The sequence below is a fragment of the Kribbella sancticallisti genome (assembly GCF_039530625.1).
GTDB lineage: Bacteria > Actinomycetota > Actinomycetes > Propionibacteriales > Kribbellaceae > Kribbella > Kribbella sancticallisti.
Genome location: NZ_BAAAOS010000033.1, coordinates 42,490 through 56,873 on the forward strand (window position 1 = coordinate 42,490; position 14,384 = coordinate 56,873).

The 14,384-nt window shown below is 69.5% G+C and carries 16 protein-coding genes; 9 read left to right on the top strand and 7 right to left on the bottom strand.

The window, feature by feature from the left end; translation table 11 throughout:
- The 4 genes from ABD255_RS23640 to ku all read left to right on the top strand — a co-directional run bounded on the left by ABD255_RS23640 (position 1) and on the right by ku (position 3,007).
- On the top strand, positions 1-174 hold the full coding sequence (locus ABD255_RS23640; RefSeq protein WP_344217493.1) for a CsbD family protein: 174 nt from the start codon (positions 1-3) through the stop codon (positions 172-174).
- Positions 175-251: 77 nt separating this feature from the next.
- Positions 252-1,094 carry an alpha/beta fold hydrolase gene (locus ABD255_RS43850; RefSeq protein WP_425554516.1) on the top strand — a complete coding sequence of 281 codons (843 nt, stop codon included), beginning with the start codon at positions 252-254 and terminating at the stop codon, positions 1,092-1,094.
- A gap of 41 nt (positions 1,095-1,135) precedes the next feature.
- Positions 1,136-2,026, top strand: a complete 891-nt coding sequence (locus ABD255_RS23655; protein ID WP_344217495.1) for a hypothetical protein — start codon at positions 1,136-1,138, stop codon at positions 2,024-2,026.
- Between the two features lie 45 nt (positions 2,027-2,071).
- On the top strand, positions 2,072-3,007 hold the full coding sequence (gene ku / locus ABD255_RS23660; protein ID WP_344217497.1) for a non-homologous end joining protein Ku: 936 nt from the start codon (positions 2,072-2,074) through the stop codon (positions 3,005-3,007).
- On the opposite strand, the gene ABD255_RS23665 is transcribed toward ku, so the two are convergent.
- Positions 2,991-3,875 (bottom strand): LysR family transcriptional regulator, encoded by an 885-nt coding sequence (locus ABD255_RS23665; RefSeq protein ID WP_344217499.1) that lies wholly within the window; start codon positions 3,873-3,875, stop codon positions 2,991-2,993. The genes ku and ABD255_RS23665 overlap by 17 nt on opposite strands.
- Positions 3,876-3,947: 72 nt before the next feature.
- Between ABD255_RS23665 and ABD255_RS23670 the strand changes: the two genes are divergently transcribed.
- Positions 3,948-4,607 carry a type 1 glutamine amidotransferase domain-containing protein gene (locus ABD255_RS23670; protein WP_344217501.1) on the top strand — a complete coding sequence of 220 codons (660 nt, stop codon included), beginning with the start codon at positions 3,948-3,950 and terminating at the stop codon, positions 4,605-4,607.
- Here the strand turns inward: ABD255_RS23670 and ABD255_RS23675 are convergent.
- From ABD255_RS23675 to ABD255_RS23690, 4 genes are all read right to left on the bottom strand, one after another.
- Positions 4,604-5,296, bottom strand: a complete 693-nt coding sequence (locus tag ABD255_RS23675; protein WP_344217503.1) for a hypothetical protein — start codon at positions 5,294-5,296, stop codon at positions 4,604-4,606. The two genes, ABD255_RS23670 and ABD255_RS23675, sit on opposite strands and share 4 nt — an antisense overlap.
- A 120-nt stretch (positions 5,297-5,416) precedes the next feature.
- Positions 5,417-6,079 (bottom strand): DUF6766 family protein, encoded by a 663-nt coding sequence (locus tag ABD255_RS23680; protein WP_344217504.1) that lies wholly within the window; start codon positions 6,077-6,079, stop codon positions 5,417-5,419.
- A gap of 65 nt (positions 6,080-6,144) precedes the next feature.
- Complete coding sequence (locus tag ABD255_RS23685; protein WP_344217506.1) at positions 6,145-6,789, bottom strand: MFS transporter; 645 nt, start codon at positions 6,787-6,789, stop codon at positions 6,145-6,147.
- Positions 6,696-7,448 (bottom strand): MFS transporter, encoded by a 753-nt coding sequence (locus ABD255_RS23690; RefSeq protein ID WP_344217508.1) that lies wholly within the window; start codon positions 7,446-7,448, stop codon positions 6,696-6,698. Before ABD255_RS23690 ends, ABD255_RS23685 begins: the two co-directional genes overlap by 94 nt.
- 90 nt (positions 7,449-7,538) lie before the next feature.
- Here ABD255_RS23690 and ABD255_RS23695 point away from each other — a divergent pair, with 90 nt between their 5' ends.
- Positions 7,539-8,015 (top strand): MarR family winged helix-turn-helix transcriptional regulator, encoded by a 477-nt coding sequence (locus ABD255_RS23695; protein ID WP_344217510.1) that lies wholly within the window; start codon positions 7,539-7,541, stop codon positions 8,013-8,015.
- Between the two features lie 3 nt (positions 8,016-8,018).
- On the top strand, positions 8,019-10,133 hold the full coding sequence (locus ABD255_RS23700; RefSeq protein ID WP_344217512.1) for a thiamine pyrophosphate-dependent enzyme: 2,115 nt from the start codon (positions 8,019-8,021) through the stop codon (positions 10,131-10,133).
- A 149-nt stretch (positions 10,134-10,282) separates the two neighbouring features.
- Here the strand turns inward: ABD255_RS23700 and ABD255_RS23705 are convergent, their stop codons facing one another.
- Positions 10,283-10,765 carry a DnaJ family domain-containing protein gene (locus ABD255_RS23705; protein WP_344217514.1) on the bottom strand — a complete coding sequence of 161 codons (483 nt, stop codon included), beginning with the start codon at positions 10,763-10,765 and terminating at the stop codon, positions 10,283-10,285.
- Between the two features lie 163 nt (positions 10,766-10,928).
- Between ABD255_RS23705 and ABD255_RS23710 the strand changes: the two genes are divergently transcribed.
- Positions 10,929-12,473, top strand: coding sequence for an aldehyde dehydrogenase family protein (locus tag ABD255_RS23710; RefSeq protein WP_344217516.1), 1,545 nt, complete (start codon positions 10,929-10,931; stop codon positions 12,471-12,473).
- Entirely contained in the window at positions 12,470-13,618 is a 1,149-nt protein-coding gene (locus ABD255_RS23715; protein ID WP_344217518.1) for an NAD(P)/FAD-dependent oxidoreductase, read from the top strand. The genes ABD255_RS23710 and ABD255_RS23715 overlap by 4 nt, the downstream gene beginning before the upstream one ends.
- A gap of 14 nt (positions 13,619-13,632) precedes the next feature.
- Here the strand turns inward: ABD255_RS23715 and ABD255_RS23720 are convergent, their stop codons facing one another.
- Positions 13,633-14,259 carry a hypothetical protein gene (locus tag ABD255_RS23720; RefSeq protein ID WP_344217520.1) on the bottom strand — a complete coding sequence of 209 codons (627 nt, stop codon included), beginning with the start codon at positions 14,257-14,259 and terminating at the stop codon, positions 13,633-13,635.
- Positions 14,260-14,384 lie beyond the last annotated feature (125 nt).

Below are 14,384 nucleotides of genomic sequence, written 5' to 3' on the forward strand. Positions count from 1 at the left end.
ATGGGTATCGGGGACAAGATGAAGAACGCGGCCGACTCCGCCAAGGGCAAGATGAAGGAGAAGACCGGCGACGCGACCGACAACGAGGACCTGCAGGCCGAGGGCCAGGCGGACAAGTCCGTCGCCGACCTGAAGCAAGCGGGCGAAAAGGCGAAGGACGCCTTCAAGGACTGACAGTCGCAAGACCAGATCCGTCGAGTCCCCACCAGCCCCCGGGCCGGTGGGGACTCCGCTGCCCGGGAGGCACCAGCATGTTCGAAGGGTTCACGCTGGACCGGATCGACGTCGGCGAGGTCGGCCTGCGAGTCCGGTACGGCGGAAGCGGGCCGGCCGTAGTACTGCTGCACGGGCATCCGCGGACGCACACCACCTGGTACCAGGTCGCTCCGGCGCTGGCCGAGTCCGGCTTCACCGTGGTCTGTCCGGACCTGCGCGGCTACGGCCAGTCGGGGAAACCCGCCAGCGACGACGACCACACGCCGTACTCGAAACGGGCGATGGCCGCCGATGTGGCGAACCTGATGGTTGCCCTCGGCCACGAGCAGTACGCCGTCGCCGGCCACGACCGCGGCTCGTACGTCGCCTACCCGCACCGCCCTGGACCACCCCGAGGCCGTCACCAAGCTCGTGGTGATGGACAGCGTGCCGTTGGTCGAGGCGCTCGAACGCTGCGACGACCGGTTCGCCGCCCGGTGGTGGCACTGGTGGTTCTTCGCGCAGACCGCCAAGCCCGCCGAACGGGTGATCTGCGCCGATCCCGAGACCTGGTACGAGGCCTGGGCCGGGAACTCGCCGGACGCCCTCGGGCCGGAGAACCACGCCGACTTCCTGGCCGCGATCCGCGACCCCGCCACCGTGCACGCCATGGTCGAGGACTACCGCGCCGGCCTGGGCGTCGACCGCCGCAACGACGAGGCGGACCGGGCCGCCGGGCGGCAGATCATCTGCCCCACGATGGTTCTGTGGTCGACGAAGGACGACATGGAGGACATCTACGGCGATCCGGCGGCCGTCTGGACGCCCTGGTGCCGGGAGCAGCTGGTCGGGTCCGGGATCGACTCCCCGCACCACGTCGCCGAAAATGCCCCGGCTGAACTCGTTCAACGGCTCCGGGAGTTCCTGTAGCGTCGGGCGGGTGGACTTCGAGGAGGCGGCCGGCACGCTGTATGCGTCGTCGGCTGCCGACTTCATTGCTACCCGCAACGAGCTTGCCAAGCAGCTGAAGGCGGACGGTGACCAACTCGGTTCCACCCGGCTGAAGGCGCTGCGGAAACCGACGGTGGCCGCCTGGCTGGCGAATCTGGTCGCCCGCGAACTGCCCGACGAGCTGGACGACCTGCTGGCGCTCGGTGACGAGTTCCGCCAGGCGACGGCCGATCTCGACGGTGACCGCCTGCGGGAGCTGACGCCGAAGCGGCACAAGATCCTCGATCAGCTGGCCACGTCGGCGGCGAAACTGGCCGATCGCGAAGGCCAGAAGGTCAGCGCGGACGTCGCCCAGAAGCTTCGCGAGACCCTGGACGCGGCGCTCGTCGATCCGGCGGCGGGTGAGGCGGTCCGCGAGGGCCGTCTGGACAGCGCGCTTCGGCATGTCGGCTTCGGGGTGGTCGACGAGACCGGCGCACCGTCCAACGTGACACCGCTGACCGAGGAACGTCGCCGGCGCGCCGAGGAGCGCCGCCGCGCCCGGTCGGCCGACGTCAAGACCGCGAAGAAGGACGAGAAGCCCGAGGAGTCGGCCGCCGCCAAGGCCAAGCGGGAGAAGGCCGAACGCGAGCAGGAAGAACGCGAGGCCGCCGAGAAGGCCGAGGCCCGGCAGGAGTTGGACGACGCGGTCGCCGCCGCCGAGGAGGCCGAAGGGACCGTCGCCGAACTCGACACCCAACTCACCGAGGCCCGCGACGCCCTCGTCGCCGCCCAGGAGGCTGTGCACCGGATCGGCGAGGAGTTGGACGAGGCGCGGAAGGCGGCGCGAGCGGCCCAGAAGGAGAGCCGGGAAGCGCGCAAACGCTACAACCGCCTCTGATCTGGGTACCGGTGCCGCACAGCGGCTTTCGAAAGGACGGCGAACATGGCGCGCGCGATCTGGAGTGGCTACATCAGCTTCGGCCTGGTGTCGGTACCGGTCGGCCTGTACAGCGCGACCCAGGAGCACGAGCTCGACTTCCACCAGTTCCAGCGCGGTACGTCGGACCGGATCCGCTACAAGCGGGTGAACGAGCGGACCGGGCGTGAGGTGGACTACGACAAGATCGTGAAGGGCCATGACGTCGGCGGCGGCGAGTACGTCATCGTCGAGCAGGAGGAACTCGCGGATGTCGCGCCGGGCCGGTCCCGCACGCTGGAGATCTCCCGGTTCGTCGATCTGGACGAGATCGACCCGATCCACTTCCAGAAGAGCTACTACCTCGGGCCTCGGGACAAGGAGAACGCGTCGTCGTACGGGCTGCTGCGCGACGCGCTGGCCAAGACCAACCGGGCCGGGATCGCGTCGTTCGTGATGCGCGGCAAGGAGTACCTGGCCACGATCCGGGCCGACGGCAAGGTCCTGGTGCTGGAGACGATGTTCTTCGCCGACGAGATCCGCGACCCGGCCAAGGAGGTCGACGACCTGCCGTCCAAAGCGAGCGGCAAGCAGTTGTCGATGGCGGTGGACCTGGTCGAGGCGATGAGTGGGCCGTGGCGGGCGAGCGACTACAAGGACAGCTACACCGAGCGGGTGAAGAAGTTGGTCGCCGACAAGCGCAAGGGCAAGGGCAAGGAGATCGTCTTCAACGAGGAGGAGCCCGAGGCCACCTCGACCACCGACCTCGTCGCCGCGCTGCGGGCCAGCGTCGAGGAGGCCCGCGAGCGCCGCCAGAGCGGTGGCGGCGCCAAGAAGACCACTGCCAAGAAGGGCACCGCCAAGAAGACTGCTGCGAAGAAGACCACGGCTAAGAAGGCTGCGGCCAAGAAGAGCACAGCCAAGAAGACGACCGCGAAGAAGACGGCTAAGAAGGCGGCCTGAACGCCCGCAGCAGTTCGGCGCGCACCAGGGTCGCGGCACTCCGCGGCCCCGCGTCCGACCGCGTCACCACATAGCCCGTGTTCAACGGCGGCACCTCAGGCTCGGCCAGCAACTTCAACCGGCCGGCCTCGATCGCGTCACCACACAGATACGTCGGCAACACGCTCGCCCCAGCCCCAGCCAGTACTGCGGCCAGCACCCCGCGCAGATCCGGTACGACGAGCGCCACCGTCCGAGTCAGCCGTACTCCGAACACGCTGCGCCAGTACCGCCGCAGGATCGGCGCCTCCTCCGCGAAGGCGACCAGCGGGACGTCCCGTAACAACTCGGGCGAGGTCACCGGAGTACCGGGATACCAGCGGGGCGCGGCGACCAGCGCGAACAGTTCGTCGTACAGCGGGGTCACTCGCAGCCCGGGCCGCCGTGGCCGGACGGAGCTGATCACCACATCCAGACTTCGCGCGGCCAAGGCGTCCAGCAGTTCGTCCGGCAGGCCGAACCGGGCGCGCACCTGGAGCCCATCGGCCAGCCGACCGGCCAGCGCCGGCAGCGCCTGGTGGCTGAGGAAGTCGGCGGGTCCGCCGAGGTGAACCGTGGCCGCGATCGGCTCAGCCAACTCGTCGACGACCAGGCCGTGCAGAGCATCGATCGGTTCAGCGACCCGGCGGGCCAACTGGTCGCCGGCCGCCGTCGCCCGGACACCCCGGGCCTGCCGCTCGAACAGAGGCCGCCCGAGCGCGCCCTCCAGCGCCTTCAGGTGTGCGGTCACGGTCGGCTGGGACAGCCCGAGCGTGTCCGCAGCCCCGGTGATCGACCCGGCGCGGTGGATCGCGAGAAAGCTGCGCAACAGGTCCAAGGAGAGACTCACATCAGGAATCCTATGCCTCGCCGAACATTGGCTATTGGTCTCCGATGGTTATAGCTGGCCATGATGGTGCACATGACATGCGTACTGATTGCCCTGACCAGCCATTCCGAGCTCGGCGACACCGGCCGGAGTACCGGCTTCTATGCCTCCGAGGCCGCCGAGCCGTGGGACGTCTTCCGGACCGCGGGCTTCGAGGTCGAGCTCGTCTCGGTCGCCGGTGGCAAGCCGCCGGTGGACGGGGTCGACGAGGCCGATCCGGTGCAGCAGCGGTTCTTCGAGGCCGTCGACCTCGACCACACCCGGACCGCGGCCGAACTGAACGCCGCCGACTACGACGCGATCTTCTACGCGGGCGGGCACGGCGCGATGTGGGACTTCGCGGGCGCCAAGGACCTGGCCGCGCTCGCCGCCGCCATCTACGAACGCGGCGGCGTGGTCGCCGCGGTCTGCCACGGCCCTGCCGCCCTGGTCGAACTGCGGCTCTCGGACGGCCGCTACCTCGTCGACGGAAAGAACGTGGCCGCGTTCACCAACGCGGAGGAAGCGGCCGTCGGCCTGACCGAGGTGGTCCCGTTCCTGCTGGCCGACGAGCTCACCTCCCGCGGCGCCAACCACCGGCCCGCCGCCGACTTCACCGACCAGGTCGTCACCGACCAGCGCTTGGTGACCGGTCAGAACCCCGCCTCGGCTCGGTCCGCCGCCACCGCGGTGACCGCGCTACTCAAGGGCTAGTCGGCCTTCGGGGGCTCGTCCGCCTCGGGCAGCAGATAGTCGCTCGGATCCGGGGGCGCGCCGGCCTCGATCCACCGCTGGAAGCCGTCCGGGTTGCGGCGCTCGAACTCGTCCAGGCAGATCCGCCGTACTTCGGCCACCGCCTGCCGGTCCCGCGGCCCGGCGCCTTCCGCGAGCGTCATCGCCGTCTCGCCCCAGACCCCGCACAACTCCTCGATGCTGAGCGGGCACTGGAGCGAGGCGATCAGCTTCTCGTCCTCGAGTTGTTCCTCCCGGCTCAGCTCGATCAGCCCCCCGTACTGCGGCAGGTGGCGCGGGTGGCGGTCGCGGCGCCGGCGGCGCTCTCGGGGCTCGTCCGGCAAGGCCAGATCGATCAGCACGAAGACGCCGGCCGCGATCATCGCCAGGATGAGGCCGATCGCGCCGCCGGTGAGCAGCCGGGCCACGCCCGGCACGCAGAGCACCGCCCCGGCCGCGCAGGCGGCGACCAGCGCGGACGACTGGTACGGGGTGTCGTCGGCGACGTGCCGGATCACCGCGGCCAGCGGCCAGACGAGAACGAACACCACGACGAGCAGCACCGACGCCGCCAGCGGGCCGAGCAGGAGCACGCCGGCCAGGAGCCCGGCCGTGCCGACCCCCACGCCGGCCGCGGTCGCCGTGCGCTGAACCCTGGGGGAAAACTGCATCTCGCGGCACTCACTCGTGATCGGGGGGACAAACACCAGGCTCTCGCCCCAGTGTGCGCCTCGCCACCGAGAGCCGACATCCCCAACAACGATCGGCGTCCGCGAACGGTTCCTGACTCGTCAGCCACCCGTTTCGGAATGCGGTGCGTGCACGGGCTTGGACTGCGCGGAGTTGCGCTGCCGGAGGAAGATCGAGCCGCCGACGATGGCCGCGACCGCCAGGAACTCGCTCTGCCAGTTCTGGAACGACTCGAACCAGAACTGCGAGGTGGTCACGTACTGCCACGCGCTGACGACTTCCCCGCCATGTTGCTGCTGCTCCTCGTTGTACGCTCCGGCACCGGTCCAGGCGTGCAGCCAGAACGACAGCAGGAACACCGCCCCGAAGGCGATCGCCAGCGAGTTCTCGTAGAGCCTGAGCACCAACTCGGAGCCGTGCCGGACCGGCCAGGGAGCCTTCGGGTCGTCCCGATGGTCGCGCGGATCCTCGTCCTGCTCCGCCGGGGTGTCGATCGGCTTCGACTCCGCGGACCCCTTCTGCACCAGGAACGCCGTCAGCAGGACGTACATCCCCATCTGGAGGAACTCGCTCTCCCAGTTCTCGAAGACGGTCTCACCGAACGACGACGACCCGGCGTATTCGACCAGGCTCTGGGTCGGCTCCCCGTGCTCGGCGAGTTCGTCGTTCTCGTGCGCGTGCCCGGTCAGCAGCACGCCGATCATGAAGACGAAGAAGAGCACCAGGTTCACCGTCAGCAGCGCGCGAAGCCGTAGCCATCTCATTCGTTCATCATTATCAGGCTCGTGCCGGGAAACGGTGGAGGCGTGACTGCCGGGCCGGGATCGCCTCAGACGGCCGTGACGGCCGGCTCCTCCTGATCCAGCGGGTTGGCGATCTCGTCGCTGGTCATCCGGCCGAACCAGATCACCACCAGGCAGATAAACGCCGGGCCGACGCCCGCGACGACGAAGACCGCGCTGACGCCGAACAGGTTGCCGGCCGGGCCGGCCAGTGCCATCGAGACCGGCATCAGCAAGAGCGAGACGAAGAAGTCGAGGCTGGCGATCCGGCCGCGCAGATGGTCCGGCACCCGTCGCTGCAACAGCGTTCCCCAGATCACCATCGCGGCCGAACCGGTCGCACCGGCGATCGCGGCACCCGCGGCCATCAGCCACAACTCGGTGGCGAAGCCGAGGACCGCGAACGGTATCGAGCCCAGACCCCACATCAGCGTCATCACGCTCAGGTAGCGCCGCGGCAGCTTGCGCGACGAGATCAGCAGCGCCCCCAGCGCACCGCCGATCCCGAACGCCGCCAGGACGAGCCCGAAGTCCTGCGCTCCACCACCCAACTGGTCCTTCACCGCGAACGGCAGCAGCACCTCGAGCGGCCCCAGGATCAGCAGCACGAACACCGTGCCGAAGAGCAGCGAGGCGAGCAGCCACCGGGTCTTCCGGACGTAGCTCCACCCCTCCCGCAGGTCGGCGACCATCGCCGTGCGCCCGTCGGCACATCGGTCTCAGCACCTTCGGTGTCCTGGACCACGGCAGGCTCGGACCGAACGTTCATCGCCAGCACGCAGGCCGCGGAGAAGAAGTACGTCAACGCGGCCACCAGGATCGCGACACCGGGAGACAGCGCCGCGATCGCCAGCCCACCCAGAGCCGGACCGGTCGCCTGCTGGGCCAGCGGCCGCAGCGTCCCCTCCAGCCCGTTGGCGGCCAGCAGTTCGTCCGGCGGCAACAACCGAGGCACCAACGCCGTGTACGCCGGAATCAGGAACGCCTCCCCGGCTCCGATCAGCACGGCCCCCACCGCCAGTTGCCAGATCTCCAGCAGCCCGGACAACGCCAGCCCCGCGACCACCAGCAGCACGACCCCTCGTACGGTGTCGGCCGCGACGATCACCGATCGCTGCGGGAGCCGGTCGGCGGCGACACCACCGAAGAGCACGCAGACGACCAGGCCGACGCTGTACGCGGTCGTGACCACGGAGAGCTGGACCGGACCGCCGCCGAGTTCGATCACCTGCCAGGCGAGCGCGACGAGCCAGAGCCCACTCCCGAGCAGCGCGACGGCAAGACCCGTCCACAGCAACCGGTAGTCCCGATGCCGCAACGGCCGGACTGCCTTCCAGCGGACCTCGCTCACCGTCTCCCCACCCCATCGTCGACGCTTCCCGGTCACCATACACAGATCAACAGTTCACATGTCAACAGTTGCTCCATATACTCTTTGTTTATGGCGACGAGGACGATGAGCACCGATCAACTCGGCGCGTGGCGGGCCCTCTACCGGGCGGACACGTTGCTGTTCGCCCACCTGGACCAGGCACTGCGCCGGAGCGCGGGGATGGGCTACTTCGAGCACGAGGTACTGCGCGTGCTCGACCAGGCGGGCGGCCGGCTGCGGATGGCGCCGCTGGCCAAGGAGCTGATGATCTCCCGCAGCGGTGGCACCCGGCTGGTGGCCAAGCTGGAGGACAAGGACGGCTGGGTGGTCCGGAAGTCGTCGCCCGACGACCGCCGGGCGACCTGGGCGGAGCTGACCCCCGACGGCCGGAAGGCGCTCGAAACCGCCCAACCGGTGGTCGAGGCTGTGGTTTCCACCTTCTTCGCGGATCATGTCTCGGGTGAGGACCTTCGACGCGCGGCCCGGATCCTGGACCTGCTGGCCGACGCCAACCCGAACGACGACGGCTTCGACTGCGGATTCTGACTCGTGACCGCGGTCGACGAACTGTTCGCCGAACGCGTCCGCGCCCTCAAGCCGGTGCCGTGCGACCACCCGGCCGACGTCCTGCTCCCCCTGTACGACGCTCAGCTCGGCAGCAGGCACTCCGACCTGGCCGCCAGGTGGCTCCAGTCCCAGGGCCAGGGGTTCTACACGATCGGCTCCTCCGGCCACGAGGGGAACGCCGGGGTCGCGGCCGCTCTGCGCCCGACGGATCCGGCCCTCCTGCACTACCGCTCCGGCGCGTTCTACCTGGCCAGGGCGGCGCAGCACCAGGACAAGGACGGGATCCGGGACATCCTGCTCGGCGTGGCCGCGGCGACCAGCGAACCGATCGCGGGCGGCCGGCACAAGGTGTTCGGGCGGCACGACCTGGCGATCATCCCGCAGACCTCCACGATCGCGTCCCACCTGCCCCGCGCGATGGGCGTCGCCTTCACGATCGCCCGGGCGGCCAAGCTCGGCGTACCGTCGCCGTGGCCCGCCGACGCGGTCGTGGTGACCAGCTTCGGCGACGCCTCGGCGAACCACTCGACCGCGACCGGGGCGATCAACGCGGCCCTGCACACGTCGTACCAGGGCATCCCGATGCCGCTGCTGCTGGTCTGCGAGGACAACGGGATCGGCATCAGCGTGCGCACCCCGGACGGCTGGATCAAGCAGGCCTACGGACAGCGGCCGGGCCTGCGGTACTTCGATGCCGATGGCACCGATCTCGCCGCGACGCTGACGATGGCGACCGAGGCCGCGACCTTCGTCCGGCGCAACCGCCGGCCCGCGTTCCTGCGGCTGCGCACCGTCCGGCTGATGGGTCACGCGGGGTCGGACGTGGAGGCCGCGTACCGGAGTCCCGCCGAGCTGATGGCGGACGAGGAACTCGATCCGCTGCTCGGTACCGCGCGGCTGCTGCTGGGCTCGGGCTACCAGCCGGACGACGTGATCGAACTGTACGAGAGCAAGCGCGCCGAGGTGATGGCGATCGCGCGCGAGGTCGCGGGACTCCCGCAACTCGACTCCGCCGCCGCGGTCGCCGCGCCGCTGCGGATGCCGGACCCGGAGATCGTGGCGAAGTCGCTGCCCGGTCATCACGTCGCCCCGGGCCGGACCGAACCGCTCACGCTCGGCCAGTCGATCAACCGCGCGCTCGCGGACGTGCTGGCGTCGTACCCGGAGGCCATCGCGTTCGGCGAGGACATCGGCCGCAAAGGCGGTGTCTACGGCGTCACCCGCGGACTGCAGAGGACGTTCGGGGCCGCGCGGGTCTTCGACACACTGCTGGACGAGCAGTCGATCCTCGGACTCGCGCTCGGCGCCGGGGTGTCCGGGCTGCTGCCGCTGCCGGAGATCCAGTACCTCGCCTATCTGCACAACGCCGAGGACCAGTTGCGGGGCGAGGCGGCGTCGCTGAAGTTCTTCTCCCAGGGGCAGTACCGCAACCCGATGCTGCTGCGGATCGCGGGTTACGGCTACCAGAAGGGGTTCGGCGGTCACTTCCACAACGACGACGCGATCGGCGTACTACGGGACATCCCGGGGTTGGTGATCGCGTCACCTGCTCGGCCGGACGACGCCGCCGCCATGCTCCACACCTGCGCCGCGGCCGCCCGCGCCGAAGGAGCCGTCTGCGTGTTCCTGGAGCCGATCGCGCTGTACCACCAGCGTGATCTGTACGAGCCGGGCGACGAGCGGTGGCTGGCGCAGTACCCGGCCGAACCGGTGCAGATCGGCAAGGCCCGCACGTACGGCGACGGCGCGGAACTGACCATCATCACCTTCGGCAACGCACTGCCCATGAGTCTGCGGGTCGCCGCCGAGCTTCCCGGCATCCGGGTCGTCGACCTCCGCTGGCTCGCGCCGCTTCCCATCGAAGACCTGCTCCGCGAAGCCAACGCCACCGGGCGGGTCCTGGTGGCCGACGAAACCCGCCGCTCCGGCGGAGTCTCCGAAGGCGTTCTCGCCGCCCTCCTGGACGCCGGCTACACCGGCCGCCTGACCCGAGTAACCAGCGAAGACACCTTCGTCCCCCTGGGCAACGCTGCCCACCAGGTCCTCCTGAGCCAGCAAACCATCAAACAAGCAGCCCAAGCCCTCCTAGACAACTGACCCGGCTCCTAGCCAACTGCCCCGGCTCCTCGACACCTGCCCGGCTCCTAGCCAACTGCCCCGGCTCCTCGACAGCTCATCCGGCTCCTCGACAACCGGCCTTCACCCACACCTGCGAGCTTGCTCGCGTGCCCGGCCGAAGCCTGCGATCAGCCAGAGAACAACCGCTGCCACAGCGACCGCTTGCTCTTAGGCTGCTCCGGCACAGCATCCCGCCGAGCCTCCCGAGCCGCATGCTCCACCCGCCACTGCTCGACGAAGTACTCCTCGTCAACAGTCCCCACCGGCACCACCACCCCGGTCGCATCCCGGATCTGAACCAGAATCCGCTGGTTCAACTCCTGCAGATGCTCCCGAACCTCCCGCTCGGTCCGCAGCTTCGCCAGCCGCTCCGGCAGGTGCTGCTTCTCCTTGCGCAACTGCACCGACGGCGGCAGCAGCGCGTCCGTCTCGATCTTCTCCCGGCGGATGAAGTCCTTCACCCACCAGTCCGGATCGTGCGCCTGTGCCAGCTTCGGAATCGGCTTGCCCTCGCCCGGCAGATCGTCGAAATCCCCGCGTTCCTGGGCCTGCCGGATCTGCAGTTCGACCCAGTCCTGGATCTTCATCCCGGGCGGCTTCCGCTCGGTCATGTACGCCCTCCCAGTCATCCCGACGTGGTTGCTGTACGGCCGCCAGTTTACCGCCTTGTGAATGCAGTCACAAGCTCGGCCGCCGCTCCGGGTGGGGTTGGCAAGGGTGGGGTGGATGGCAGAGGGTGGCAGCAGCGTGGCCGTGCAACGAGAGGACCCACCTGTGTCGTCCGTGATCTTGTCCGTCGTCGCCGGAGAGCGGGTCGCGAACCCCGTCCGGACCACCCCGTCCACCAACCCGGCGAACACCGCCGACGTGGTCGGCACCATCGGCGTTGCCGGGCCGGACGTGTTCGTGCGGGCCGCTGAGGCAGCGCGACAGGCGCAAGCCGCGTGGGCGGCGCTGCCGGCCCCCCAGCGCGGGCAGGTGATCGCGAACGTCGGCCGGTTGATGACGGCGAACAAGGACCGCCTCGCCGCCCTCGTCACCCGCGAGATCGGCAAGCCACTGGCGGAGTCGCTCGGCGAGGTGCAGGAGATCATCGACACCTGCGACTTCTTCATCGGCGAGGGCCGTCGGCTCTACGGCCAGACCGTGCCGTCGGAGATGTCCGACAAGCAACTGTTCACCTTCCGCCGCCCGGTCGGCGCGGTGGCGGTGATCTCGGCCGGCAACTTCCCGGTCGCCGTCCCGTCCTGGTACATCGTGCCCGCGCTGCTCTGCGGCAACACCGTGGTCTGGAAACCGGCCGAGTACTCCGCTGTCGTGTCCGACGCGTTCTACGAGATCTTCGCGCACAGCGGCGTACCGGCCGGGGTCTTCAACCTCGTGTACGCCGACGGCCCCGACACGTTCGCGGGGCTCGAGCAGGCGCTCGCGGCCGGGTTGATCGACAAGGTCGGCTTCACCGGGTCGAGCGAGGTCGGCACCCGGATCGGCGAACTCTGCGGCCGCCACCTGCAGACCCCGTGCCTGGAACTGGGCGGCAAGAACCCGATGGTGATCACCGAGGACGCGGATCTCGACCTCGCGGTCGAGGGCGCGCTGTTCTCCGGCTTCGGTACTGCGGGTCAGCGGTGCACGTCGCTGGGCACGGTGATCGTGCACGAGTCGGTGCACGACGAGTTCGTCACCCGCTTCAGCGCGGCCGTCGCGGCGGCGGCGATGGGTGACCCGACCCAGGACGTGCTGTTCGGCCCGTTGCTGGACGAGAAGTTCGCGGCCGGGTTCGAGAAGTCGCTCGGCTGGATCGCCGCGCACCACACGGTGATCGGCGCCACCGGCCGGGTCTCGGCGCAGAGCCCGCGGGACGGATTCGTCGGCGACCCCGCGGCCGGCTTGTTCTACCACCCGGTCATCGTCGACGGCGTCCGCTCCGACGACGAACTGTTCCTGACCGAGACGTTCGGCCCGGTCGTCGGCATCACCACCTATGCCGGCCTCGACGAGGCGATTGCCTTAGGCAACAAGCCGGGGTACGGGTTGTCCAGCTCGATCTACACCACCGACCCGAACAAGGCGTTCCGGTTCGCGCAGGGCATCTCGGCGGGCATGGTGAGCGTGAACAACTCGACCTCCGGCGCCGAGGCGCACCTGCCGTTCGGCGGCAACGGCAAGTCCGGCAACGGCTCCCGGCAGAGCGGCATCTGGGTGCTCGACCAGTTCACCCGCTGGCAGTCGATGAACTGGGACTACTCCGGCAAGCTGCAGAAGGCGCAGATGGACACCGTCACCGTCGAGGCCGACGACACCTTCCGGCTGCCGTGATCCCGGCCCGCGCCGAGGTGGTGATCATCGGCGGCGGTGTGATGGGGACGAGTATCGCGTTCCATCTCGCCGAGACCGGGGTCACCGACATCCTGCTGCTGGAACGAGACGAACTCGGCGCCGGTTCGACCTCGAAGGCGGCCGGCGGGGTTCGGGCGAACTTCTCCGACGAACTGAACATCACCCTCGGCGCACGCAGCCTGGAGGCGTTCGCGCGGTTCGGCGAACGCCCCGGGCAGGAGATCGACCTGCATCGGGTCGGCTACCTGTTCCTGCTCTCGTCGCCGGAGCAGGTGGAACTGTTCGAGCAGAGCACCCGGCTGCAGAACGCGGCCGGCCAGCCGACCCGGATGATCGACGTCGCCGAGGCCGTCCGGCTCGCGCCCATCGTGTCTCCCGACGGACTCACCGCCGCCTGCTTCTCACCGAACGACGGGCACTGTACGCCGGAGTCCGTAGTACTGGGGTATGCGTCGGCCGCTCGGCGATTGGGGGCCAAGCTGGTCACCGGGTGCGAGGTGCTCGGTATCGATTCCGTTGGCAACGAGATTCGCTCGGTCCGGACCAGCCGGGGGGTGGTCGAGACCTCCACAGTGATCTGTACCGCGGGCGCCTGGTCGGGTCCGCTGGCCGCGATGGTCGGCGTGGACCTGCCGGTGACTCCGCTGCGCCGGCAGATCGTCGTCACCGACGCGATCCCCGGACTGCCGCGGGACCTGCCGATGACGATCGACTTCAGCAGCACGTTCTACTTCCATCGCGAAGGGCCCGGCCTGCTGGTCGGCATGTCCGATCCGGAGGAGGAACCTGGGTTCTTCCTGGGTCGCTCGGACGCCTGGCTTCCACGGCTGACCGCGACGATGGAGCAGCGGGCACCGAGCCTGCTGGAGGTCGGACTGGCCGGCGGCTGGGCCGGGCTCTACGAGAACACACCCGACCACAACGCGCTGATCGGCGAGGCGGACGGGATCAGCCGTTTCCTCTATGCCACTGGCTTCTCAGGCCACGGTTTCCTTCAGGGCCCCGCGGTCGGCGAAGTCATCCGCGACCTCTACCTCGGCCGCACGCCCTTCGTAGACGTCTCACCACTGGACGCCCGCCGCTTCCACACCTCAACCCTGAGAGCCGAACAGAACATCGTCTGACACTGTCCTGACTGCTACGGCCTGTGCGGGTCTTGCGACCAGTTGTCCGGATCGCACCACTCCTGCGGCCAGCCCCGGGCGGCGCAGTACTGCGCGAGCACTTCCTCGCGTGTCGGCGTGCGGCTCGGGCTGGTTCGCGGCGGCCGGGGCGTCCTGGTGGCCGTCGTCCGGGTCGGCGTCGGGTCGGGCCGTTCCTCGGTCTGTGTGGTGGTCTTCGTCCTGGTGGGCTTGGGCGTCGGCTGCACCGTCGTCTTCTCCACCGGCGGCGGCGCGGACGGTACTGCGGTCGTCCGCGGCGGCGTCCGGGTGGGCGTGACGGAGGGGGTCGCGCTGCTGTCGTCGACCACCGGCAGCGCCTGCTCCTTCGAGGGGTCGCCGTCGAACAGCCCGATCGAGGACAACGCCCAGAAGTTCACGGCCAGGAACAACACCACCCCGCCGGCGCCGGCGAACACCACCCGCCGGGAGGGACCGCCGTACCGGCCGACTGGTCCGCGGACCGGGTTGCCCTTGCCGTCGACCCAGAACTTCCAGTCGTCGGGCGCGGCCGGCCAGGACGGGTCGGGACTCCAGGTCTTCGGCGGCACCCAGCTACGGCGGGGCGGCGTGGGCCAGCTCGGCGGTACTACGAACCGCTTCACGCATCCTCCACGTCGCCGACGAAAAACCCGACCCAGGTTAGTGGATCGACCGCACCCATCAACAGGCCGGGCAGGTTAGCACCAGGTAAGACCTGCAGACCCGCACGACTCACCAACGAACCAGC